At 32.8% G+C, this 22,542-nt stretch carries 22 protein-coding genes and 1 riboswitch; of the genes, 7 read left to right on the top strand and 15 right to left on the bottom strand.

All coding sequences use genetic code 11. The annotated features are described in order from the left end of the window. Nucleotides 1-67 precede the first annotated feature (67 nt). Nucleotides 68-1,042, top strand: coding sequence for an asparaginase (locus KA845_RS10290; protein WP_103387885.1), 975 nt, complete (start codon nt 68-70; stop codon nt 1,040-1,042). 42 nt (nt 1,043-1,084) lie between these two features. Here KA845_RS10290 and ypdA read toward each other — a convergent pair whose 3' ends face one another. The 4 genes from ypdA to KA845_RS10310 form a co-directional block, all read right to left on the bottom strand. Next, nucleotides 1,085-2,071, bottom strand: a complete 987-nt coding sequence (gene ypdA, locus KA845_RS10295; protein ID WP_167867890.1) for a bacillithiol disulfide reductase YpdA — start codon at nt 2,069-2,071, stop codon at nt 1,085-1,087. A 160-nt stretch (nt 2,072-2,231) separates the two neighbouring features. Continuing rightward, nucleotides 2,232-3,821 (bottom strand): elastin-binding protein EbpS, encoded by a 1,590-nt coding sequence (gene ebpS, locus KA845_RS10300; RefSeq protein WP_210128040.1) that lies wholly within the window; start codon nt 3,819-3,821, stop codon nt 2,232-2,234. Nucleotides 3,822-3,962: 141 nt separating this feature from the next. After that, nucleotides 3,963-5,342, bottom strand: a complete 1,380-nt coding sequence (locus tag KA845_RS10305) for a RecQ family ATP-dependent DNA helicase (RefSeq protein WP_210124488.1) — start codon at nt 5,340-5,342, stop codon at nt 3,963-3,965. Beyond that, a complete protein-coding gene (locus tag KA845_RS10310) occupies nt 5,332-6,291 on the bottom strand; it encodes a helix-turn-helix domain-containing protein (protein ID WP_103387883.1) in 960 nt (319 codons plus the stop codon). Before KA845_RS10310 ends, KA845_RS10305 begins: the two co-directional genes overlap by 11 nt. Nucleotides 6,292-6,400: 109 nt before the next feature. Between KA845_RS10310 and KA845_RS10315 the strand changes: the two genes are divergently transcribed. Continuing rightward, on the top strand, nt 6,401-6,649 hold the full coding sequence (locus KA845_RS10315) for a ferredoxin (protein ID WP_021458763.1): 249 nt from the start codon (nt 6,401-6,403) through the stop codon (nt 6,647-6,649). 391 nt (nt 6,650-7,040) lie between these two features. Here KA845_RS10315 and KA845_RS10320 read toward each other — a convergent pair whose 3' ends face one another. The 6 genes from KA845_RS10320 to KA845_RS10345 all read right to left on the bottom strand — a co-directional run bounded on the left by KA845_RS10320 (nt 7,041) and on the right by KA845_RS10345 (nt 12,462). Continuing rightward, the gene (locus KA845_RS10320) at nt 7,041-7,586 is read right to left on the bottom strand and encodes an ECF transporter S component (protein ID WP_210128042.1); all 546 of its coding nucleotides are present in this window, start codon (nt 7,584-7,586) and stop codon (nt 7,041-7,043) included. A gap of 70 nt (nt 7,587-7,656) precedes the next feature. Next, nucleotides 7,657-7,793, bottom strand: a riboswitch (FMN riboswitch). A gap of 78 nt (nt 7,794-7,871) precedes the next feature. Continuing rightward, nucleotides 7,872-9,620: an ATP-binding protein gene (locus tag KA845_RS10325; RefSeq protein WP_210128044.1), complete on the bottom strand. Its 1,749-nt coding sequence runs from the start codon at nt 9,618-9,620 to the stop codon at nt 7,872-7,874. Beyond that, a complete protein-coding gene (locus KA845_RS10330; protein WP_021458761.1) occupies nt 9,604-10,329 on the bottom strand; it encodes a response regulator in 726 nt (241 codons plus the stop codon). Before KA845_RS10330 ends, KA845_RS10325 begins: the two co-directional genes overlap by 17 nt. Before the next feature lie 139 nt (nt 10,330-10,468). Next, entirely contained in the window at nt 10,469-11,203 is a 735-nt protein-coding gene (locus tag KA845_RS10335) for a pseudouridine synthase (RefSeq protein WP_103387879.1), read from the bottom strand. Beyond that, the gene (gene scpB / locus KA845_RS10340) at nt 11,196-11,744 is read right to left on the bottom strand and encodes an SMC-Scp complex subunit ScpB (protein ID WP_103387878.1); all 549 of its coding nucleotides are present in this window, start codon (nt 11,742-11,744) and stop codon (nt 11,196-11,198) included. Before scpB ends, KA845_RS10335 begins: the two co-directional genes overlap by 8 nt. Then, nucleotides 11,728-12,462, bottom strand: coding sequence for a segregation and condensation protein A (locus KA845_RS10345; protein ID WP_002511202.1), 735 nt, complete (start codon nt 12,460-12,462; stop codon nt 11,728-11,730). The genes scpB and KA845_RS10345 overlap by 17 nt, the downstream gene beginning before the upstream one ends. A 92-nt stretch (nt 12,463-12,554) precedes the next feature. On the opposite strand from KA845_RS10345, the gene KA845_RS10350 reads away from it, so the two are divergent. Next, a complete protein-coding gene (locus KA845_RS10350; protein WP_021458758.1) occupies nt 12,555-13,064 on the top strand; it encodes a DUF309 domain-containing protein in 510 nt (169 codons plus the stop codon). A 43-nt stretch (nt 13,065-13,107) separates the two neighbouring features. Here the strand turns inward: KA845_RS10350 and xerD are convergent, their stop codons facing one another. The 3 genes from xerD to KA845_RS10365 form a co-directional block, all read right to left on the bottom strand. Further along, entirely contained in the window at nt 13,108-13,995 is an 888-nt protein-coding gene (xerD, locus tag KA845_RS10355) for a site-specific tyrosine recombinase XerD (RefSeq protein ID WP_103387876.1), read from the bottom strand. Nucleotides 13,996-14,026: 31 nt separating this feature from the next. Then, nucleotides 14,027-14,473: a ferric iron uptake transcriptional regulator gene (gene fur, locus KA845_RS10360; RefSeq protein ID WP_002511205.1), complete on the bottom strand. Its 447-nt coding sequence runs from the start codon at nt 14,471-14,473 to the stop codon at nt 14,027-14,029. Nucleotides 14,474-14,576: 103 nt separating this feature from the next. Beyond that, a complete protein-coding gene (locus KA845_RS10365) occupies nt 14,577-15,119 on the bottom strand; it encodes an NUDIX hydrolase (RefSeq protein WP_002511206.1) in 543 nt (180 codons plus the stop codon). 182 nt (nt 15,120-15,301) lie between these two features. On the opposite strand from KA845_RS10365, the gene KA845_RS10370 reads away from it, so the two are divergent. Then, nucleotides 15,302-16,216 carry an aldo/keto reductase gene (locus tag KA845_RS10370; RefSeq protein ID WP_002511207.1) on the top strand — a complete coding sequence of 305 codons (915 nt, stop codon included), beginning with the start codon at nt 15,302-15,304 and terminating at the stop codon, nt 16,214-16,216. 89 nt (nt 16,217-16,305) lie between these two features. On the opposite strand, the gene KA845_RS10375 is transcribed toward KA845_RS10370, so the two are convergent. Continuing rightward, nucleotides 16,306-17,064: an SDR family NAD(P)-dependent oxidoreductase gene (locus tag KA845_RS10375; protein ID WP_021458756.1), complete on the bottom strand. Its 759-nt coding sequence runs from the start codon at nt 17,062-17,064 to the stop codon at nt 16,306-16,308. A 138-nt stretch (nt 17,065-17,202) separates the two neighbouring features. Between KA845_RS10375 and proC the strand changes: the two genes are divergently transcribed. Continuing rightward, the gene (gene proC / locus KA845_RS10380) at nt 17,203-18,021 is read left to right on the top strand and encodes a pyrroline-5-carboxylate reductase (RefSeq protein WP_002511209.1); all 819 of its coding nucleotides are present in this window, start codon (nt 17,203-17,205) and stop codon (nt 18,019-18,021) included. Between the two features lie 398 nt (nt 18,022-18,419). On the opposite strand, the gene rnz is transcribed toward proC, so the two are convergent. Continuing rightward, nucleotides 18,420-19,340 carry a ribonuclease Z gene (gene rnz, locus KA845_RS10385; RefSeq protein ID WP_002511210.1) on the bottom strand — a complete coding sequence of 307 codons (921 nt, stop codon included), beginning with the start codon at nt 19,338-19,340 and terminating at the stop codon, nt 18,420-18,422. Between the two features lie 152 nt (nt 19,341-19,492). Here rnz and zwf point away from each other — a divergent pair, with 152 nt between their 5' ends. Both zwf and KA845_RS10395 read left to right on the top strand, forming a co-directional pair. Then, nucleotides 19,493-20,977 carry a glucose-6-phosphate dehydrogenase gene (zwf, locus tag KA845_RS10390; protein WP_002511211.1) on the top strand — a complete coding sequence of 495 codons (1,485 nt, stop codon included), beginning with the start codon at nt 19,493-19,495 and terminating at the stop codon, nt 20,975-20,977. A 282-nt stretch (nt 20,978-21,259) separates the two neighbouring features. Beyond that, complete coding sequence (locus KA845_RS10395; RefSeq protein ID WP_002511212.1) at nt 21,260-22,117, top strand: effector binding domain-containing protein; 858 nt, start codon at nt 21,260-21,262, stop codon at nt 22,115-22,117. Nucleotides 22,118-22,542: the final 425 nt, after the last annotated feature.

Consider the following 22,542-nt stretch of genomic DNA (forward strand, 5'->3'; position numbering starts at 1 on the left):
TTCCTTGTTGTATTATGAATTATATTTTATCATAAATACGTAGTTTATAAATAGGAGGAATGCAGTCATGAAAAAACTTCTTGTCATCCATACAGGCGGTACTATTAGTATGTCGCAAGATGAGTCAAATCAAGTTGTTACCAATGCTAATAATCCAATATCAAATCACGCAGAGGTAATTGAAAAGTATGCAGATGTAACCGAAATAACCCCAATGAATGTACCATCACCACATATACAAATTCATCATATCCAACAATTGAAACAAATAATTGAAGAAGCACACAGTATACATGAATATGATGGTTATGTAATTACTCACGGCACTGATACATTAGAAGAGACTGCCTATTTGCTAGATTTGTCAATGGATATAACACAACCAGTTGTGATTACTGGAGCAATGCGCTCATCAAATGAAATTGGTTCAGACGGTTTATATAATTTTATTTCCGCTATTCGAGTAGCATCTACAGATGAAGCAGCAAATAATGGTGTTATGGTTGTCTTTAATGATGAGATTCATACTGCAAGAAACGTGACAAAGACACACACATCTAATACTAATACGTTCCAAAGTCCTAACCACGGTCCATTAGGTGTTATTACTAAAAATAGTGTTCAGTTTCATCATCGCCCATATGACCATATGATCTTAAATAATATTAATGCTGAACTCAATATTCCTCTAATCAAAGCTTATATGGGAATGAAAAGTGATGTGTTATCATTTTATAGTAATGAGAATGTTGATGGAATTATCATTGAGGCATTAGGACAAGGTAATTTACCTCCTACATGTTTAGAAGGTTTGCAACAATGTTTAGCTAAAAACATTCCAATTGTATTAGTTTCTCGTTCCTTTAATGGTATAGTCGGCCCCATTTATGCATATGAAGGTGGCGGAGCAACATTAGAACAAAAAGGTGTTATTTTCTCAAATGGTCTAAACGGTCCTAAAGCTAGGTTAAAATTATTAGTTGGCTTAAGTAATAATTTGTCTTATGAACAATTAAAGAAATATTTTGAATCACAATTATAATAAAAAAGCTAGTGTCTATATATTATAAGACACTAGCTTTTTTTAAGATTCTAAAGGTGTTTGCTTTTTAGTTAAAATACTTTGAGTAATTATACCGCCGTGGTATTTACCATTTTCAATAAATATTGTATTTGCATCATTTCCTGCTGCAATCACACCGGCGATAAAACAATTGACTACATTTGTTTCAAATGTTTCTTTGTTATATACGGGAGCAGTACCAAACTCATTAGTATTAATATCGATACCAATAGATTGTAAGAAAGTATAATCGGGATGATATCCAATCATTGCAAAGACGTAATCATTTGGAATTTCATATGTGTGACCATCGTTTTCATATTGAACAGATGTTTCTGTAATTTTGGTTACTTGAGCATTAAATACCATATTGATTTTTTCGTTTCTCACTAATGATTCAAAGTTTGGTAATATCCAAGGTTTAATAGCATTAGGATAATCTTGACCTCGATATAAAACGGTAACGTGTGCGCCCGCTTTTTCTAATTCTAAAGCCGCATCAACCGCAGAATTTTTCCCACCAATAATAACCACGTTTTGTCCAAAGTAAGGATGAGCTTCTTTAAAGTAGTGTTTTACTTTAGGCAGTTCTGCACCTTCAACTTCTAACTGGTTATGTTGGCCATAGTAACCTGTTGCGACAGTTAAAAAGCGACACTGATATACATCCTTAGTTGTTGTAATAGTAAAACGATTATTGATTTTTTTAACAGTTAATACTTCTTCAAAAGGATTAATATTAAGTTGATGATGTTTTACTACTTCTCTATAATAAACCAATGCTTGGTTTCTACGTGGTTTACTTTCTTCTACAATAAAAGGAATATCACCAATGCTTAATTTATCACTGGATGAGAAAAATGTTTGATGTGTAGGATAATTATAAATAGCTTCTACAACATTACCTTTCTCTATTACTAATGTTTCGATTCCTTTTTTCTTTTGTTCGATTGCGGCACTTAAACCACATGGGCCACCACCGATAATTATGCTTTCTACAGTTTGCATTATTGTCTGCCTCCTTTAACCACTAATATATTATACCAATAGTATAGAAAAATCCAAATAATCGAAATGAAATTGTGTTGCAAGTCGCTGAATTTTTATAAAACTTATATTAAAATTGCACAAAAAAACCGAGCAATTACTGCTCGGTCTTTCATTTTCATTATTGAGGTATTACTAGACGTTGACCATTATGAATGTCATTGCCTGAGATACCATTAGCTTCTCTAATTTTTTCAACATTTTCTGGTGAGCCTTCACCGTAATATTGAATAGCAATACGATATAAGTTTTGACCATTTACAACATGTGTACGTTGACCTTGTGAATCATTGTTTGTGGCTTGACTACTATCGTCTGTAGAATCGGACGTATTACTGTTTGCTTGATCTGATTGTTGATTATCAGAGCTTTGCTGACTTTGTTGTGATTGACTTTGACTATTTTGATCAGATGAGCTTCCAGCATCACTAGCATTTTCGCCACTAGTGTTAGCAGTACTTTGACCATCTTGGTCTGATGATTGTGAGTTGCTTGAGTCACTTGAATTGCTTGAGTTGTTAGCTGAATCATTAGCATTAGAATCATCAGATGTTGCGTTATCACCATTATTGTTTTCGTCTGATGATTGTTCGTTGTTTGAATCATTGTCATTTTCACTATCTGAAGCTTTGTCTTTATCTTTGCTATTGTCTTTGTCATCAGCATTTTTATCTTTATCGTCTGATTTATTTGCAACTTTATTGTCGTTATCGCTATTACCATCATCATTGTTACCAGTTAAAGCCATTCCTGCAAAAATAGCAATAGCTGCTAAAATTAATATCGCGGCAAGTATAGGCAATAATTTACCAAGTAGTCCTTTTTTCTTCTTGCCGTCGTTATCATGTTGATTATTATCACCGGCTCCGTTGCCACCATTGCCACCGGAGCCATTGCCTCCATTACCACCAGAATGTGAAGCTTTGGAAGCGGCAGTAGCACCACCCGCAGCACCAGCACCTGCAGCGGCTGCACCGGCTTTCTTATCTTTTCCATCTTTTGATTCATTTTTGTTTGATTCTTGTTGTTTGCTGTTATCTTTATCATGTGATTTCGCACCAGCTACACCAGCAGCGCCCGCACCTGCACCTGCAGCGGCTGCAGCACCAGCTTTCTTACCTTTATGATTTTTAGAATCATTATTGGTGTCATTGTCATCATTTTGCTGCTGATCATCTACCTGCTTGTTCTCTTGATCTTGCTGTTTATCACTATCATCATGTGATTGAGCATCATCGTGTTGTCCTTCTTGATTGTTGTCATGATGTTTTTTGGCAGCGTATGCACCTCCGCCAACAGCAGCAGCACTACCTGCAACAGCGGCCCCTTTTTTCTTGTTGTTACTTGATTCATCTTGTGAATCAGGCTCATTGTTTGAGTCCTGTTGCGCATCACGGTCAGTATCATGTTCATCATGTTGACGTTCTACATCTGAATCGTTGTTGTCTGTTGTAGGATGTTGTTCATCATGATCTTCTTGATTCACAGTGTCTTGTTCTGAATTTGGTTGATTTGTAGCAGTACTACGACTACGTTGTCTACGCTGTGAATTTCTTGGTGGAAATTGCTCGTCAGCCTTATCTGTGACTTTTTCCGTTTCATTGTCTACAGAACCTTTCGCTTTATCAGTATCTAGATGTTCTTTCGGGTCAATAGATTGACGATTTTTTTCGAAATCATCTTTAAAATTATTATTAGACAAACCGCTCATCCTTCCTTTTGCTTTTTTTGCATACAAAGCTATACCCTATACAATGGTAGATATGTATAACAATTTAATGAAAATAAAATTATACTTGTTATATGCTTTATTATAGCTTGATTAAAAAAGTGAAGTAAAGCAATTACTCATTTATTTGAACAAACTTTGTAATTTTTCTAAATAATCCATTTTTCGTTTTACTTTTTTTCTATTTAATTGTTTTAGGTCTAATTCTTCACTGTCTATATCGCAACAATAAGTGGGCTTGTTAATAAATGACTCACCAAAAAATTCTAGTAAGTATTTTCTTCGACATTGATCAAGATTTATATAACCAAGCATTCTATAATAGCTTAACTGTTTTCGTCGAAATACTGTGTTAAAGATACGTTTAAGCGTTTGGATTGTATATATTTCATTTAACACTGTTAATATTTCATGCTTATTCATATCAATTAATTCACCAAGTTCAAATGATTGAATATCATTTTCTGATATGGCGTCAGTAAACAACAAGGTTTCTAATAAGAAACTATCGTCTGGTTGATATAAACTAATCGCTTGGCTTAAAGTACCATCTCTACCAGCTCTTCCTATTTCTTGTAAATAGTTTGAGGGGCTCGTTGGTAAATGATAATGAATAATAGTTCTTATGTCTTTTTTATTAATTCCCATACCAAAAGCGCTCGTAGCTACAATAACCGGAATTTCATTGTTAATAAATTGATGTTGAACAGTATGCCTTTCTTGGTAAGACATATCTCCATGATATATTCCAGTTAAAAAGCCATGTTCATATATAGCATGTGCAAGAGTGGCACACATTTTTTTAGAAGATACATAAATAATTGTGGGCCCAGAATTTTCTATAAACGGTAATAGCCATGTTAATTTTTCGTCATCGTTACTAAAATTTTTATGAGACAACATAATATTATTTCGATTCATAGTTGTTTTAATTTGATGGAACTTTGTTTCCAACATATCATTTAAATCATCGATTAAAAAAGGTTGAGCTGTAGCAGTTAACGCTAACAATGTAGCTTGAGGAAAGTATTTTGTTACCTTTCTAATTAATGCATAATGAGGTCGGAAATCATAGCCCCATTCAGATAGACAATGTGCTTCATCTAAGACAATCATGCCGAGATTTATATTCTTTATGAGCTTAATATTAGTACCTTGTAATAAGAATTCGGGACTTAAAAAGATAAAGCGACTAGATGATAACTTGTCGATGTTTTGACGTTTTTCTTCAGCGTCCATCCCAGAATGTACACAACTGACAGATGATTCTCCTTGTGCTTTCATTTGACTCACTTGGTCATCCATTAAGGATATTAAGGGTGAAACGATAAGTGTTGGTTGTCTTTTGATATAAGTTGGCAATTGATAACATAAACTTTTGCCACTTCCTGTTGGTAAAATACCTAATGTAGGTTGATTTTTTAAAACGCTTGTAATGATCTCTTCTTGTCCTTCATTAAAATGATCAAAACCAAACCAAGTTTTTAGTGCCTTATGTAGCATTTAGTTCACCTCTTTGATAACCGACAATCAGTAGTTTAAGTTGGAAATAACTTAAATCAGAAAATCTTGCTTTCATATCTCTCAATCGTTCATTTGAATGCTCAGGATAGTAGTGACTAAAGTCCCCCATCATTTGAGTAGTTACATATGTTTCATAATCAGATAAATAACCTTTGATAAATAATTCAATGAGGTGATCTTCAATTGTATTTATTTTGACGTTTTGCTCTCGTAAAATATCATTTAAAGATTGCTGCGCCAGTATACTGTGCAAAGTTTGTTCAGTTTTATTTAATAAAGGTGGACGCAAAACGAGTTGATGAAGTAATGGATATTTTGAATTATTCTCTAATTGGGTAACCATCTCAACTAAATCATTGTATTCTAACTCCATTAACAGATGTTGTGGGATATTCTCTATTAAACTAACTTGTTGTCGCGTATACATACTTTCATTATAGCCTTGTAAATAATAATGTATGTAAGTTTTACCGTTTGTATCATGAATGGCAGTCAACAATTGTTGTAGTTCGGCTAGAAAATTATCTGTTTCTTGTTGCTTTTTAATAGTATTAAATAGTTTTTTTACCTGTTTTTGAACTTGTAGTTGTTGAGATACTGGTGTGAATTGATAAAATTTGTGTATATCACACGAAATAGTTTGGATAAGTAATTGTAAGGCATTAAAAGTGTTACGCATACTGTCATAGGTATGCTTATTGTTGCACTTTAATGTTAAATTAGTATGATTATCATTAGTTTCCGTTAAAATTCGCTCGAATGAATGATATTTTAAGTTGGGTAAACTATGATAAAATGAAAGTAGATGTTGGCTAGAAGCATCAAAAAAGGTTTGATGAGACTTTTTGCCTGTGATAATATTAAATATGCTTTTTTGAGTTTTGTAATCATGTGCTTGCGAATGCACAAAATTTAATATATTATACATGTTTTACTCCTCTTATTTATTAAACAAAAACATTTGAAAAAATAAATGGGATGATTACAATATTAGGTATGATATTATTGTAGCATTTTTGTCAAAGGAGGCGAAAGAAATGGCTAAATATACGATAGTAGATATGGATACATGTATAGCATGTGGTGCATGTGGCGCCGCTGCCCCTGATATATATGACTACGATGACGAAGGTATAGCATATGTTATACTTGATGACAACCAAGGCACAGCGCAAGTGCCTGAAGAATTATATGAAGATATGGAAGATGCATTGGAAGGTTGTCCAACAGATTCTATTAAAATTGAAGAGGAACCATTTGATGGGGATGCTTTAAAATTTGAATAAGTGCTTGTTGATGACGATTGACAATCACGGTAAGAATTGAGAATGGGACGTAAATCCTTATTCTCAAAATAAGAGGAGGCTGGGACAACATTGATTCGTTCCAGTCTCCTCTTATATTTAAAACCTACGATTTTGACCGTGCATGCTTGCCTAGGGTATGGTTCGAGCCTGTAGTCTCTCACTTATACTATTCCTCCGGGCGTCAGCACATTTCAAAATCACTACCATAAAGTAAAATTTGGTGTTCCTAAATGGTAATATATATACGAAAGAAAATAGTACAGCGAGCTAGAAAATTTCATAAAACTAAAATAAACGTCAATTTCTATATCTTCTTAATAGAAATTGACGTTTATTTTTTAGTCAGAAATATTTATATCCCGTGCACTTTTTATGATTCTATCACTTTACTAAGACGACGATATAATAAGATAAAGATAATTGAAATTACAATACCTTTAATAATATTGAATGGTATAACACCAGAAACAATAATAATTTTCAAATTATGCATAATGTCTGTTAAATTCATTATCATGCCATATAGTGGCAACAATACAAAGTAATTGAGTATACTTAAGACTATCGTCATAGCAATTGTGCCACTGATTAATCCAATAATTAAGGATTTAGTATTATGTTTATTTTTAGCTACAAGATAAGCAACCACTAAAAATGATGTTGCTGCAAAAAAGTTTGCCATAGGACCAATTGGATCCCCAATATTAAATAAGAAATTAAGTAAATTTTTAACAAACTCTACAATGATACCTGCTACAGGTCCAAGTGTGAAAGTTGCTAATAGTGCAGGTACATCACTTATATCTAATGTTAAATACGGTGGCAGAAATGGTATAGGAACTTTTAAAAAAGTTAAAATAAACGCTACCGCACTTAACATACTTATAGTGATAAGCTTTTTTTGATTATTACGCATTATTTAGTTTTCTCCTTCCATTCATCTTACTTCGAATAGGAGGAAAAATGCTAAATAAAATGCCTAAATCCTCCATCTTCTCCCATCCAGACTTTACTGTCGGCTCTAGATTTTCACTAGATCAGCCATATTGTCTAAAAACAACAATATGGGTCGCAGGCTTTGATTACTGCCGGTTGGGATTTGCACCCTACCCCGAAGATGAATATACAAATTTTATAGATATATCATAGCTTATTACTCGGTTAAAAACAATACTATTGCTCAAGATAGATTAATAATTAATTATGCTTTAGGTAATTTAATGATAAACGTTGTTCCAACGCCTAGTTCGCTTTTTACTGATATGTTACCACCATGTTCTTCGATAATCATTTTACAAATAAATAAGCCTAAACCAGTACCTTGTTTACCACGCTTTCTAGATGTATCAACTTTATAAAATCGATCGAATACTTGGTCTAAATGTTCAGGTGCGATACCTGTACCTGAATCATTGATATATAAGATATCTTCAGTGTCAGTTTCGCCATAATTAATAGTAATAACATCACCTGGTTCAGTGTAACGAGTAGCATTGTCAATTAAGTTTGTCAGTACTTGTTCAATTCGATCTAAATCAAATAACCAATATTGACCACCAGTGTTAGCATTTAAATACATTTCTAATTGTAAATCAATTGCTTGTTGTTTATATTTTTGTTGCATTTTTTCTAATAACTCATCTATAGAATGTAGCTCTTTTTCGACTGTTAAACCTTCTGCATCCATACGTGCAACATTTAACAACTCATTGACTAATCTGTTTAAACGATTAGTTTCATCCAATACAATAGATAATGATTCTTTAATTTCTTCAGGTTCAGTTACGATACCGTCGACTATGGACTCAGTATAACCTTGAAGCAGTGAGATTGGTGTTCGTAATTCGTGCGATACATTAGCGATAAAATCTTTTTTCATTTGATCTAAATTATGCTCATTAGTCATATCACGAATAATAGCAACGATACCACTGCGACCATCAGGTTGAATTTGTTCAATATAACTCATTATTATAACAAAATAACGGGTGTTAATTTCATATTCTTCAAATTGTGTCGTTTTATTTCTTAATGTTCGCTCATTTTGTTGATCTAGTTTTTCTGAGCTGTATTCATCCATAGAGTGAATAATATCTCGAGCCATTTCATTAGACAGAATAACTTCTCGTTTATCATTAAAACCTAAAACACCCTCAACCATAGAGTTAATGAGACTATCTCTAATATTTTTGGAAGATGATAAAGCCTCGATATGTTGTCGAATTTCAGAGCTCATTGTGTTAAATGCGCGTGATAGCTCGCCTATTTCATCTTTGGAATTTACTGGAGGCGTTTGGGTATACTCGCCTTGTGATACTTTAAGTGCTTGTGTTTGTAACTGTCTTAATGGCTCAGTGATTCTTGAAGATAAAAAGAACGCAAAGACAGTAGTAATAGCAAGAAAAATAACAGCAATAATAAGAATAATGACAGTAATAGCATTATTTGTTTCTTCTATACTTTTTAAGTCTTGATAGATGAATACACCGCTATATTTACTGTCCGACTGGCCATTAATATGCTGAGTTGGATAGCCAATAAGCACATAAGTACGTTGTTTTCCATTAACGGTAATATTAATATGTTCAGATTTTTGTTTACCGTTATCAAATACTTGTTGATAGTCCTTGTCTGTTTGTATAATTTCATACATTTGTTTTTTGATTTGATTTTTATTGGATTGTGCTTTGTCTTTATCAGGCATAATGATTAAGCCCACTGGTCCTTCAATTAACTTGCGACTATGTTCAATAGCAATGTCTTTATTATCGGAATCTGCGACAAGTTGGCTAATTTGTTTAGCGTCCTCAAGCAAAGAGTTTTCAGTTTCTTGTGTGAAGTATGATTGAATAAAAGTGATGAGAGCGGCACTTAATAAAATTAAAACTGTCGTTACTATAAAGATAATAGTTAACCACAGTTTTATGACAACATTATTCAGTCGATTCATTGTCTGTTTGTACCTCAAATTTATAGCCTACACCCCACACAGTTTGAATCATATGAGCCGCATCGTTAGAGACACGATTCAATTTCTCTCTAAGACGTTTGACATGTGTATCTACAGTTCGTAAATCTCCATAAAATTCATAATGCCAAACTTCTTTTAATAGTTGTTCACGATCAAAAACTTTATTTGGAGTTTTTGCGAGAAAGATTAATAATTCATACTCTTTAGGTGTTAAATTCACTTCTTTGTCATCAGCTAAAACACGATGTGCATCATTATCTATCACCAGATGATCAAATTCAATCAAATCCTTAGCATGTGGTTCACTTTGTTCTGTGTGTGCTACTTGAGTACGTCTCAGCAATGCTTTGACACGTAATACAACTTCGCGAGGTGAAAATGGTTTAACAATGTAATCATCTGCACCAGATTCAAAGCCTTCAACACGATTCGTTTCTTCGCCTTTAGCAGTGAGCATTATAATAGGTGTTTCCTTATATTCTCTTAGTCGAGAAGCGACAGTTATACCATCCATTTCTGGCAACATTAAATCTAATAGGATACAAGCATAGTCATGGTGAATAGCCATTTCCAATGCTTCTTTACCATCTTTCGCTTCATGAATTTCAAAAGACTCTCTTTCTAAGTATAATTTTAATAATCTTCTGATTCTATCCTCATCATCTACGACGAGTATTTCGTTTGGCATGTTTAATACCTCCCACACATGATTACTTTATAATTTAATTGTATTATATCACAGTAATTAACGAAAAACTTCACAAACAGAACAAGTTTGTGAAGTTTTTCTCAAAGATTTAGCTAATGTCATAGATTAGTCACATTAATTAGCCGTTTTCTGCCATGTGACGTATAGTTTTAACTTCATGAGGTGTCATGACACGACCTTCACCTGCATTTAAGCCTTTCAAATTGAGCGGTCCAAATTCAATTCTTTGTAGTTTGCTTATTGTATGACCAAAGTGTTCAAACATACGTCTTACTTGACGATTTCTACCTTCTGCAATAGTAATTTCTACTAATGTTGTATTCTTTTCTTTGTCTTGATTTTTAACTTTAACGATTGCCGGTTGAGTTAAACCATCTTCAAGCATAATACCTTTTTCTAATGCTTTTACTTCTTCACGCATTAAGTAGCCTTTAAGTTTAGCAACATATTTTTTTTGAATTTTGTATCTAGGATGCGTCATCAAATTGGTAAATTCACCATCATTTGTCAGTAATAATAGCCCTGAAGTATCATAGTCTAATCGGCCTACTGGATAAATACGCGTATCAAGTTCTTTGAAATAATCAGTAACAACTGTACGGCCTTTATCATCAGAGACGCTTGTTATGACTTGTGATGGTTTATAAAATAAAATATAAAGCTTGTCTTCTTGCTCTAATTTAATACCTTCTACTTCTATGACGTCAGATGGTTTTACTTTTGTTCCTAACTCATCAGTTACTGTTCCATTAACTTTAACTTTGCCTTCAACTATTAATGTTTCTGCTTTACGGCGTGATGTATAACCACTATTTGCAATACGTTTTTGTAATCTTTCTAACTCTTTACTCATTATATTCTCCTTTTTGGTTAACTAAATTACTGAAAAATTCTTCTATTTCTTCGTCTTCTTCATCTGTTGTAGGTAAAGCTTCTAAACTTTCTAAACCAAAGACATTTAAAAATAAATCTGTAGTATAGAGTTGTTGGCTACGTGAATTATCTTCGTCTTTTGCCTCGATGATTCCTCTTGCAATGAGTGTTTTAACTGCACCATCAGAGTTAATACCTCTAATCATTTCAATGTCTCCACGTGTAAGGGGTTGGTTGTAAGCTATAATAGACAACACTTCCATAGCAGCTTGTGATAATTTCATATTTGATTTTTGTTCGATTAGTTTTTCGATATAATGCGCAGCAGCTTTTTGTGTTGTTAAGACATATGTCGTCCCAAATTTTTGAATCATCAGACCTTCTGACTCATAATTATTGATTAACGTTGTTAATTGATCTTCTGTAATTTCCAAAATTTCAATTAGTTGTTTAGTCTCGAGGCCTTCATCACCAGCTGTATATAACAGGGCTTCTAAGATGCCTTTATCCGTTAATGCCATAGTTTACTCCCCTTATAATGTGAATATCTTCAAAACTTTTTGTTTGTTCTATATTTATAATTCCCGATTTTGACATTTCCAATATTGCTAAAAAGTGTGTAACGACCATTTCTACGGGTTCGGTAAAATTAAATAAGCTAAAAAAATTGAATGACTGTTCTTGTTGCAATCTTGATTGTACTTGCGTTGTTGCTTGTTGAATTGTGAAAGTTTCTTTATGTATGTCTACAGTCTTAGGTGTTTGAAAAGCGATTCTATTTTTTACTTTTTGATATGCAATAATAAGTTCTGTTAAATCAATAGTTTGATTGCTATCCCACGTTTCATTGCGCTCTAAATGAGATAAATCAGTTGGATGTTTTGAAAAATAGCAAGTACGTTCTGCCTTTTTAGAGTTTAACAGTTCTGTATACTCTTTATAATTTTGGTATTCAATCAAACGTCCAACTAAATCTTCACGGGGATCATCTTCTAATTCAATTTCTGTTTCAGTTTGTGGTAATAATAATTTACTTTTAATCATTAATAATTCGGAGGCCATAACGAGATATTCACTTGCAACATTGATTTCTAATTGGTTCATTGCATGAATATATTGCATATATTGCTCTGTTAAAGACTTCATAGGAATATCATAAATATCTATTTCAAATTTTTGGATAAGATGTAATAACAAATCTAAAGGTCCGTTAAAAGCATCTAATTTCACTTCATACATTTTTATCTACCTCATATTGCAAGTTATGTGCGTAATTCACTAAAATATTATACCATGTTTACGAAGAACATTAAATTTTGGAGCGATATAAAATGAAAGAAGCATTGAAATTATTTTATTTTCAATTTCATACTGAACAACATTATTTTTTATGTCATGATATTTTAGAAGAAGCGTGGAAAGAAAATCCCCATTTTAATAAAAATGATGCAATTGTTAGTTTAATATTATTTTCTACAGGTTGTTATCATTATCGTAGAGGCAATTTAATAGGAGCAAAACGATCATTTATAAAGGCATTGTCCGTAATAAATGCAGTTAACATTAAACCAGATTTAGGCTTAGATATAACTACCTATAAATCATTAGTTCAAAATATGATAGATAACGTGGGTCAAGAGCAGCCTTTTGCGCCTGTCCATTTACCCCTTAACACTGCGTTTGAGCAACAGATAATCCAACAATTTCCCAATTATATAGTGACACCGTATGTAATTGATGACGACTATATTGTTCATCATCATATAAAACGTGATCGTTCAGAAGTAATTGCTGCTAGAAAGCAAGCTTTGCAACAACGAAAATTACACGGTTTCAATTAAAAATCCACAAGCGCTGTTTTCAGTGCTTGTGGATTTTTAATTGTTATGCTCTTGGATGAAATTCATTATACATTTTACGAATTTGTGATTTTGACACGTGCGTATATAATTGTGTGGTTGATATATCCGAGTGCCCTAACATTTCTTGTACGGCACGTAAATCAGCACCATTTTCTAAAAGATGCGTTGCAAATGAATGGCGCATCGTATGAGGAGTTAAAGTTTTATTAATATTAGCTTTGATGCCGTTTTGTTTTATCATTTTCCATATACCTTGGCGTGACAAAGGCTTGCCATGTAAATTCAGAAACAAAGCGTTAGTTACAGTTGTTTTTAACAATTGTGGTCTAACTGTTTCAAGATATGTAGATAAGTAGCCAATTACTGTATCTCCTAAAGGGACAATACGTTCTTTGCCTCCTTTGCCAAACACTTTGACAAATCCCATAATTAAATTAACATTTTCAACCTCTAAATCAATTAATTCTGTAACTCGCATACCAGTAGCATACAATAATTCCAATATCGTTCGATCTCGATAACCATTATTTTTACTTAAATCAGGAGCATCTAACAATCTTAAAATTTCATCTACTGCAAGTACGTCAGGTAATTTTCGATCATACTTAGGCGTTTCAATAAGAACAGTAGGGTCTTTTGCGGCATATTTCTCTCTTAAAGCAAATTGATGAAAGCTACGTACGGTTGAAATAAATCTTGCTAATGATTTTGTTGATGCACCTTCATCATGCAAAAAACCTAAACATTGTTGTAAAGTTTGACGATCTACAAAGTCTATATGTGTAATTTTATGATCTTGTAGATATGTAATGTATTTATTTAGGTCCCTACGGTAAGCGCCTATAGTATTACTACTTAAGCCCTTCTCTAACTGTATGAATTTCAAGTATTCATCTTTGATTGTTTCCATATTCACACCTCAACATTTAAGTGGTTGTGATTTACTTTTCTTTTGATTGGCAAGTTTCACACACACCGTGAAAAGTTAATCGGTGATCTAAAATTTTAAAGTTAAAATCGTGTTCTACTTTTTCTTCTACTTGTGGCAACAAATCTTCTTCAATTTCTTCAACTTTTCCACATTCCATACAAACTAAATGATGATGAAAATGTTTAGCCCCTTCTTTACGTAAATCAAAACGAGCAACGCCATCGCCAAAATTAATTTTATCTACTACTTTTAATTCGGCTAATAATTCTAATGTTCTATAAACCGTTGCTAAACCTATTTCAGGTGCTTTATCTTTTACTTTTAAATAGACATCTTCAGCACTTAAGTGATCTTTTTCATTTTCAATTAAAACTCTTAAAGTTGCTTCACGTTGTGGAGTTAATTTGTATGATGACTGTTGTAATTGTTGCTTCACGCGATTTAATCGTTCTTCCACGGAAGCCTCACTCCTCTACTAATAATTATAATCATTTTAATTTACATAATGATTCATATATAAAATACCAATAATTGATAAAATGTGCAAGTTTAAATACTTTTTATTTAGAATGATTATAATTAAGTAATAGGTATTGAATGGCTATAATGGTTTTGGCATCTGTAATTTCGCCGTTTTGTAATTTTGTGGTTGCTTCCTCAATTGATAATTCATGTAATTCTACAAACTCATCATCATCTAAATTCATTTCACCAATTCTCAAGTTATCAGCAAAATAAATTGATATTTTCTCATTTGTAAACCCTGGAGAACCATACATTTCTGTGATTAACTGTAAATCGTCAGCAATATAACCAGTTTCTTCTTCTAATTCGCGTTGTGCTGCCGATGTTCTGTCTTCATTTAGTTCTAGTTTACCTGCTGGTATTTCTAATAAAGTATTTTCTATAGGTTTTCTAAATTGCTTCACTAATATGATTTTATTATTAGGTGTTATAGCACATACTGCAACAGCGCCATTGTGTTTAACAAGCTCACGTTTTGACGTTTGTCCGTTGGGTAAAGCTATATCGTGGACTTCTAAATCTATAATCTTGCCATTATATATCGTAGTTTTGGCAATTGTTTTTTCGTTTAGTTCCATCGTAATCACTGTCCTTTTAATTAGTATAAGTTATTGTTAAGATTAATTTATTGATAATTGAGGTGTAGTATAAACACATGGGCATATTTACATTATGTCATATGTTAATTATTCAGTGTTTTGCAACGACTAAATGGCACCTCTTTATCTTATTTAATTAGTGTATCGAAAGGAGTATTAACATGCAAAAGAACATATTAAAAAGTGGCATAGAATTATCAGAAATTGGTTTAGGTTGTATGAGTCTTGGTACAGCATATGATCATGCTGAAAGTATCATTGAACGTGCAATTGAACATGGTATCACTTATTTTGATACAGCTGATATTTATGATAAAGGTGTGAATGAAGAAATCGTAGGTAAAGCACTTAAAAAATACCAAAATAGAGATGATATTGTTGTAGGTACTAAAGTAGGTAATCATTTACAACAAGATGGTTCGACATTTTGGGATCCATCAAAAAAACACATAAAATCTTCTGTAAAAAAGTCGTTACACAGATTAGGATTAGACGAACTACAACTTTATCAATTGCACGGAGGCACAATTGATGATCCGTTAGATGAAACGATAAGTGCATTTGAGGAGTTAAAGCAAGAAGGTATAGTTCAAGCTTATGGTATTTCTTCTATTCGACCAAATGTTATTCGTTATTATTTAGAGCATAGTGACATTGAAACACTCATGTCTCAATTTAATTTAATTGATAACAGACCCGAAGCGCTTGTAGATGAAATACATGCACATAATGTTAAAATTTTAGCACGTGGTCCTGTTTTTAAAGGATTATTAACAGCAAACAGCAATCAAGCGTTGGATAACAAATTTGCTGACGGTATTTTTGACTATAGTTATCAAGAACTTGGAGAAACAATCGCTTCTGTTAAAGAAGTAGAAAATAACCTGACAGCACTAACTTTTAACTATTTACAATCACAAAATGCGTTAGGTTCCATTATTGTAGGTGCAAGTAGCGTTGAGCAATTAGATGAAAATATTGAAAATTATAAAGCTGCTAAAGCCATTGGTGTCGATCAATTAAAAGCAGCACGTGAACGCGTAAAAGATTTAAATTACACACAACACCTACAGTAAAAAGTCATATTTTGAATATCAATCCATTAATATAAAAATATTATTATGGTCACATCGTAAACTATCATTTGTTTAGATGTGACCATTTTTTATTGTTTGTTTTTGAATAATTTAGGTAACAATCGCTCGAACGTACGAGGTGCTAAATTATAAAATTTAAGTAATACATTCATCCAATAAGGTTTATTGATTTCTGTCTTTTTCCAAATGATACCATTAATAATATCTTTTGCTAATGTATCCGCATCAAGCATTATTGATTGATATTTTTGGGCGTATGTTAATGAAGGATCAGCTTTTTGATGAAATGCAGTATCAATCGGACCGGTATTCACAACCATGACATGGTAATTAGGATGCTCGAGACGTAATGCATTGAGTAATTGATTAAAAGCAGCTTTGCTGGCACCATAATGAGCAGCATATGCCTGTGTAATATGACTAGCTTGACTCCCTATACCGACAATTGTAGCTTTTGTAGCTAAATAAGGTTGCAAAACTTTAAATAATAAGTTGAAATGGACTACATTCAAATTATATGTGTCAGTGATTTCTTGGGCACTATGGTCAGATATAGATTTAAAGTAACCCATTCCTGCACTATAAATTAAGCCAGTAATCGTGGTGTTTTGAAAATATTGTTGCAACCCATTAATATCATCCATATTAAGTAAATCACATTCTATAATTTGCAATAAATTGTCTTCGTCTTTATTTTTTAATGCTGTTAATTTTTGTGGTGACCGTACTAAAACAGTTACTCTAACTTTTTGTTGTAGCAGTAACTTTAATAAGGATAACCCTACACCACTCGTAGCACCGGTCAAAACAAAGTGTTGACTACTCATTATAACGCTCCTTTATTTGTAATGATTTAATTATAGGATAAACGACATTGATATGTAAGTATCGACAGAAAATATTAGGAATATTCATTATCTATGTTAGTATAGAAACATCAAAAGATAAGGAAGTGTTGAAACTACATGAAACTAGTATTTTATGGGGCAGGCAATATGGCACATGCTATATTCACCGGCATAGTAAACTCAAATGTTATTGAGTCGAACGACATTTATCTAACGAACAGATCAAATGAAGGTGCACTAAAAGCATATGCAGAAGAATTAGGTGTGAACTATAGTTATGATGACCACGCCCTACTTGCTGATGCCGATTACGTTTTTTTAGGTACAAAACCATATGATTTTGAAAATTTAGCTGAACGCATAAAACCACATATTGCTCAACAAAATAAATTCATCTCAATTATGGCTGGCTTACCGATAAGCTATATCCAAGAATTACTAGATACAAAAAATCCAGTAGCACGAATAATGCCAAATACAAATGCACATGTTGGACATTCGGTGACTGGTATAAGTTTTTCAAACAACTTCGGCCCTTCTTCAAAAGAAGAAGTAGATGAACTAATTAATGCATTTGGCTCTGTTATTGAAGTATCAGAAGATAATTTACACCAAGTAACAGCAATTACAGGAAGCGGCCCAGCATTTTTATATCATGTATTCGAACAATACGTAACTGCAGGTACGCGTTTAGGTTTAGAAAAAGACCAAGTAGAAGAATCAATTAGAAATTTAATTATTGGGACAAGTAAAATGATTGAACGTTCTGAATTGAGCATGGAACAACTGAGAAAAAATATTACTTCTAAAGGCGGTACTACGCAAGCAGGTTTAAATGCCTTATCGGAATATGATATTGAAGGTATTTTTGAAGATTGTCTACGTTCTGCAGTTAATAGAAGTGTAGAATTATCAAATCAAGATGACGAAGTTTAAGGGAGTGGGACAGAAATCTGATTTTGAAAAAATGATTTCGTCGTCCCACCCCGGCAAGGGTGACTAGCGTTGAAATAAGCTTGGTTTAAAGCGCATTTTCAATGCAGTCAGCTACTGCCAATACGAAAAAAGACTAGGACAATCAATATTGTCCCAGCCTCTTCAAACTGTCGATAAAGTTTACAACTTTGTTGGCAGTTTTTTTTGTACACATTCTGTGATCACTGCCTTAGTCTGTAGTCTTCGGCAAGTGCCTTTTCCGCAGGAGTTAGCCAAAGCACTGCTAATTATTAAATTAATAATAATTAGCTATTATTTATTACTTATAGTCGATGTAATGTTAAATTTAGACATTGTGTATGAACTGAGATGAAGTAGCCTTGGACTACTTCATCTATTTATATTTGGTAAGAGTCAAAATCATTAACAAATTGAAAACTTGGTAATGTATCACCTTGCAATAAGTCATTATAAATTGCTTCTACCTCTTCAAGTGTGTATCGATTGCTAATATGTGTTACTAGACTATGTTTAACATTAGCTTTCTGCATTAAAGCAAATACATCTTCAATGTGACTGTGGTGATAATTATTCGCTAAAGTTTTGTCACCTTCTATGTATGTACTTTCATGCACCATAACATCCGCATTCAATGCAATTTGATATTCATTTGCGCAAGGTTTAGTATCTCCAAATATAGCAACTATGGGTCCCGGTGTCGGTGCCCCTTTAAAATCACAAGAATTGTAAATAACGTCTTCAAACTCAAACGTTTCGTGTTCTTTTACTTCTTGGTACTTAGGTCCCGGTTCTAGCCCTATTGATTTTAAAGCTTGGACATCTATCTTACCAGAGGTTTGTGGTGCTTCAATACGGTAACCGAATGAAGTTATACCATGATTTAAAATATCTGCTGTAACTGTAAAACCATTATGCTGATACGCAAAATGATTGTCGAGTTCAATAAATGTCAATGTGTAATTCAATCTTGATTCAGATAAAGCTAATGTTGTTTCGACAAATGATTTTATCCCTTTAGGACCTATAATAGTCAATGGTTTGCCTTCCCCACCTTGGAACGAACGACTTGTTAATAAGCCTGGTAGTCCAAAAATATGATCACCATGCATATGTGTTATGAAAATATGGTCTATTTTGCCTAACTTTATGGAATGGTGTAAGATTTGATGTTGTGTAGCCTCACCAACATCAAATAACCATATATTATTAGAATAAGGTTCTAAATTAAGTGCGATAGATTGTGTATTACGTTCTTTCGTAGGTAAGCCAGCACTTGTGCCGAAAAATGTGATTTCCATGAACGTGCCCCCTCTTCTTGAATACATTTTAGCATATAAAATTAAGAATGTTATAGTAAAGAAAAAATTGATTATAAGCAAAATGGTATGAACTATACGATTAATTAGTCTATAATTAAAGAAGATTTTAAAAAAGAATTGAGGTTTTTATCTTGAGTACTAGAAATAAGAATATACCATGTTTAATAACAATATTCGGAGCAACAGGTGATTTAAGCCACAGAAAACTATTCCCATCGTTATTTCATTTATACCAACAAGAAAATTTAAATGAGCATATTGCGATTATCGGTATAGGTAGAAGAGAGTTAACTAACGATGATTTCCGTAGTCAAGTGAAATCATCAATTCAAGAACACGTTAAAAACACCAAGCATTTAGATAAATTTATGGAACATGTTTTTTATCACAAACATGATGTGAGTGATGAAGCAAGTTATGAATCTCTACTAGAGTACAGTAATAAATTAGATAAAGAATTTAAATTAGAAGGCAATCGTCTATTTTATTTAGCGATGGCTCCAAAATTCTTTGGTGTGATTTCTGATTACTTAAAATCTTCTGGATTAACAAATACAGATGGTTTTAAACGTTTAGTGATTGAAAAACCATTTGGCACAGATTTGGCTTCAGCTGAACAATTAAATGAACAACTTCGACGTTCATTTAAAGAAGAAGAAATATATAGAATTGACCACTATCTTGGTAAAGATATGGTACAAAACATTGAAGTTTTACGTTTCGCAAATGCGATGTTCGAACCATTATGGAATAATAAATACATTTCAAATATACAAGTCACTTCTTCTGAAGTATTAGGCGTCGAAGATCGTGGCGGGTACTATGAATCAAGTGGTGCACTAAAAGATATGGTACAAAATCATATGTTACAAATGGTCGCATTATTAGCTATGGAGGCCCCTATTAGTTTAAACAGTGAAGACATTCGTGCTGAAAAAGTAAAAGCATTAAAATCTTTACGTAAATTAGAACCGGAAGAAGTAAGCCAAAACTTTGTACGTGGTCAATATGATAACGGTGTTATTGATGGACAAGAAGTAAGAAAATATCGTGATGAAGATCGTGTTGCTGAAGATTCAACGACCCCTACTTTTGTCGCTGGTAAATTGACAATTGATAACTTTAGATGGGCTGGTGTACCATTCTATATTCGTACAGGTAAACGTATGAAGAGTAAAACGATTCAAGTAGTTGTTGAATTTAAAGAAGTACCTATGAATTTATACTATGAAACAGATAAAAAATTAGATTCTAATTTATTAGTAATCAATATTCAACCAAATGAAGGCGTATCATTGCATTTAAATGCTAAGAAAAATGTTCAAGGCATTGAGACAGAACCTGTACAATTATCTTATGCTATGAGTGCACAAGATAAAATGAATACAGTTGATGCTTATGAAAACTTATTATTTGATTGTTTAAATGGTGACGCTACTAACTTTACTCATTGGGAAGAATTAAAATCAACTTGGAGATTTGTCGATGCTATTCAAAATGAATGGGATCAAACAGCACCTGAATTCCCTAACTATACTGCTGGTTCTAATGGACCATTGGAAAGTGATTTACTATTAAGTAGAGATGGTTTCCATTGGTGGGATGATATTCATTAATAATTAAAAGCACAAAAAAGCGATAACACAGTGTCTTTTTACACTGATGTTGTCGCTTTTTTCTTTGTTCCTTTTTGTGTTATTATTTTAGTTATTGGAAACACCAACGCTACAAATTTTATAGGGCAAAATGTTACACACCAATATAGGTGTTATTAAGCTTCAAATAAGGTAAACTATACATAAGTAATAATAAGATTTTTTATAAAACGAAAGCAACTTTTGTAACATAGTTTCTGTTGCTTTATGATTTCGGCTTTGTAAGTTTTAGGAGTGAAAGTTTTGGACGTTATCAAGCAAATTCAGCAAGCAATCGTTTATATTGAAGACCATTTGCTAGAACAATTTCATTTGCAAACATTGAGTGATTACGTAGGTCTTTCACCTTATCACTTAGATCAATCATTCAAAATGATTGTTGGTTTATCACCGAGTGAGTATGCACAAGCACGAAAAATGACTGTTGCTGCACAAGAACTTCTTGATGGATCAGGTCGTTTAGTTGATATAGCAAAAAAATATCATTATGCAAATACGAATGATTTTGCATATGATTTTAGTGATTTTCATGGTATTTCACCATTACAAGCAAATGCTAAAAAAGAACGATTAAAAGTACAAAATAGGCAATATTTGAAAGTAACTACCACTGAAAAAGCACCTTATACATTTAGATTGGAAATAACTGCTGGTCTGAATTTGGTAGGTTATGCAAAATTCATTAACTCTGTAGATATTGAAAATCCTTTTAAAGTACCTGACTTTTTAGAAGATTTAGTGATAGAAGGTAAAATAACTGAGTTGCAGCGCTATAATAATATGAGTCCACATGAATTATATGTTATTAGCTGCCCTTTAGAATATGGCGTAGAAATATTTGTAGGTGTGCCGAGTGATCGATACCCTGAGCATTTAGAAAGTCGTTATTTACCAGAACGACAATACGCTAAGTTTAATTTACAAGGTGAAATTGATTATGTAACAAATGAGGCATGGCACTATATCGAAACAAGTTTACAATTATCATTACCTTATGAACATAACAGTTTATATGTAGAAGTGTATCCTTTCGATATTTCCTTTGAGGATAGCTTTACAAAAATACAATTATGGTTACCTGTAAATCAACAAGATATTTGATTAGAGGCTGGGACAATATTGATTCGTCCTAGTTTCTTTTTATATTGACAGTTTTTATGCACGCTTTCAGTGGGCACTGCCTCAGCCTGTAGTCTTCGGCTAGTGCTTTACCCACTGTAGTTGGCATAATCATTGCCAATAGGATATAGATTATATGTATCAGATAATTCGCTAGGTCGACATTATCTCCTACTAAGTAAATATACGAAAAAGCACTACTAATTTGACAAAGCTATATAAATAGAAAATAGACAAATCCTTCGCAAATTAATGCAAAGGATTTGTCTACGTTATGAAGGTTAGGACATCATTGATTTGTTCCAACCTCTTTTTATGTTGGAAGTTAGATGACTGCATTGAAAATGCGCTTCAACCCAAGTTTGTTTCAATACTAGTCATCCTTGCCGGGGTGGGAAGACGAAATC

Source organism: Staphylococcus sp. GDX8P114P-2, assembly GCF_017892945.1.
In the GTDB taxonomy this organism is placed as follows: domain Bacteria; phylum Bacillota; class Bacilli; order Staphylococcales; family Staphylococcaceae; genus Staphylococcus; species Staphylococcus arlettae.